Source organism: Rhodospirillaceae bacterium, from assembly GCA_040219235.1.
In the GTDB taxonomy this organism is placed as follows: Bacteria; Pseudomonadota; Alphaproteobacteria; order Rhodospirillales; family Rhodospirillaceae; genus WLXB01.
This window is the reverse complement of record JAVJSV010000018.1, coordinates 1-2,214: the sequence shown is the minus strand read 5'-3', so window position 1 is coordinate 2,214 and position 2,214 is coordinate 1. Positions and strand designations below refer to the sequence as shown.

Annotated in this window: 2 protein-coding genes; both read right to left on the bottom strand. The window is 43.9% G+C overall.

Features of this window, described 5'->3' with window-relative positions; genetic code table 11:
- Nucleotides 1–244: 244 nt before the first annotated feature.
- Nucleotides 245–1,786: a tetratricopeptide repeat protein gene (locus RIC29_17540; GenBank protein MEQ8736730.1), complete on the bottom strand. Its 1,542-nt coding sequence runs from the start codon at nucleotides 1,784–1,786 to the stop codon at nucleotides 245–247.
- Between the two features lie 160 nt (nucleotides 1,787–1,946).
- A partial coding sequence (locus RIC29_17535) for a hypothetical protein (GenBank protein ID MEQ8736729.1) occupies nucleotides 1,947–2,214 on the bottom strand: 268 nt, incomplete at its 5' end.

The window sequence follows — 2,214 nt, the reverse complement described above, 5'->3', positions numbered from 1 at the left end:
AGGCAATTTTACCGCCAGCATAGCCGCCGGGCGGTGGGGTCCATGGCCCAAGCGTCACCACGCGTTTGCCGAACTTCCGGTTTAAAGCATCAATAGCGGTGCTGAGAGTTTCGCAGCGCTGCCGTTCTTCATCGTCGTTTTGTAGGCTTACTTATTGCGCGTGGTCATGCCTGTCTTCGTCGCCAACAAAAAGGCCCCGCTTGCGGGGCCTTTTTGTTATCTTGGGCAAATAGAATAAGGAACTCTAACTGATAATATTAGGTATGCTTGTCTTTTTATCGCCTTTTCCCGTCCATATTAGACTTGTATCGGCAAACTCATCCCAATCAAGGAAATCACATGGAACACTAACTATGTTGCAATCTGTTTCTTTTTCTCGAAGCCAACTCGTAGATATGAGCAAAGCAAATTGATCAACAAACCATTCTTCTTTACCTTCTTTAACAAAGTTGAATATGTACGAGGCCACCAGACCTGAAAATTTCCTTCCCTGTGTTGTCGGAGCAACAGCGACAAAACCGGCGGCAAACAGTTGTGAGACGCATATCTCGTTCCGCTCGTCATAAACCAGTGCATCAAAAGGCAATAAACTTTCAATAGCCGCAGCAACGTCATTTCTTACTATTGAGTCTATATCGAGACAAACCACCACTCGATTTGATTTCAAAAGCAGATCAGGTAAACGCAAGAATCGCCAACTGGCATATGCCGCCTTTGTCCTCTGACCTAGCTCTTCAGTTGTCCACGTGACACGACCAACGGGAAAGTCAGCCAAACTCACAGCGGGATCAAAATCTTCGTCTCTCGAGTTTAGCACGTGTATATGCACGTCACATCTATCGGAGCTGTGTAAAACAGATTGAACGAACGGTATGGCAAATTTGTTTAGATAATCACACGTAGCTGCAGCATATATTATAGGGCGCGTAGAAGTTGGCGGCCAGGCACCAGAGATATCTGGTAACTCCTTCTGAAAATCAAAAAGATTTTTTTGAGCAACATTTGTCTCAAATTTTACTTTGCTCATTATACTGTAATAGTTACCCAGAAGCATCGCAGCACTGTCACGAGAACCAAGCATATACTTTGCCCATGCGACATAGCGTAGTTCGGATAGCTTGTCGTAACTCATGACTGATAGGCTATTCAGTGCCTCTAAATACTTAGCTTCCATTTCGTTATGCTTAAAGCTGAGAGCTATCATCGCGATAAACTTCATTGAAGATTGTCCGAGAATAGAGAGCACCCCCTCGTTTCTGGTCTTTATTCTTTTCACGAGAGTTAAAAGAAGGTCCGCTTCCCTAATTTCAATATTGGTTTCGACAGGGAGTTGGCAGAGTACAATACCAAGATAAGTTAACGCTTCGTTGCTCTGCGCATTAAGCCTGAGGGCATTGTTGAATTGTTTACGCGCACCTGTGAGATCTCCCTCCTTTCTAAGAAGTTTGCCCAAGTTTACCATTGGGCCTAAGAAATTAGGGTCAATCCCGATAGCTTTCTGGTAGCTTAATTTAGCATCATTATCTTCTTGCGACTTCAAGCAAATATTGCCCTTAGTATAATGTAATAGCGCAGACTCTGGAGCGATTTTAAGCGCATGGCTTATTGTAAATATCGCTTTCTTCGACTCATTAGTTTCACTGTATAAGAGTGATAGCAGTCTAAGAGCTTCTGTTTCGCCTGGAGATAATGCCAGAGCCTCTTTATATAGCTTTTGCGCTGCTCTATAGTTTCCGGCCTGATGATGCTGCGAAGCTGCAACTATCTTTTTTTGAACCTGCGACATAGCGTCACCCAATCTTTCTGAAGCTGCGCAAAATACTAATTTTGATGTAAATTGAATTTTTATAATGGGTTATTTTCTGACACAAATTAGTATATCAGGATTATTTTTGTGAGTTCTAGGCCGGAAATAAATTCCATGAACTTGTTTACGCAACCTGCTCCTAAAGAGCTCTCGCTCTCTGATTTACTAATTGTCCCCCATCAGCACCAATGGAACTAATTAGGGTAATTGCGTAAGGGAGTGATGTTGGCGATTTCTTCCTCATCAAACAGGTCATTTCATCAATCGATTTGACCGTCTCAATCGGGATTGCGCAGGCGATCTCGTTAAGCAGGGCATTATGTGCCCGGCGGAACAGGTCTGGGCGTTGGGTGACAAGAACAAGCTCCGGGCAGAGGTCTAAAGCTTCTGGGACGCGCATGACATTT

Bases quoted from the DNA above. Each gene is read 5' to 3' on its own strand.
- RIC29_17540 (MEQ8736730.1), bottom strand. From the start codon at position 1,786: ATGTCGCAGGTTCAAAAAAAGATAGTTGCAGCTTCGCAGCATCATCAG.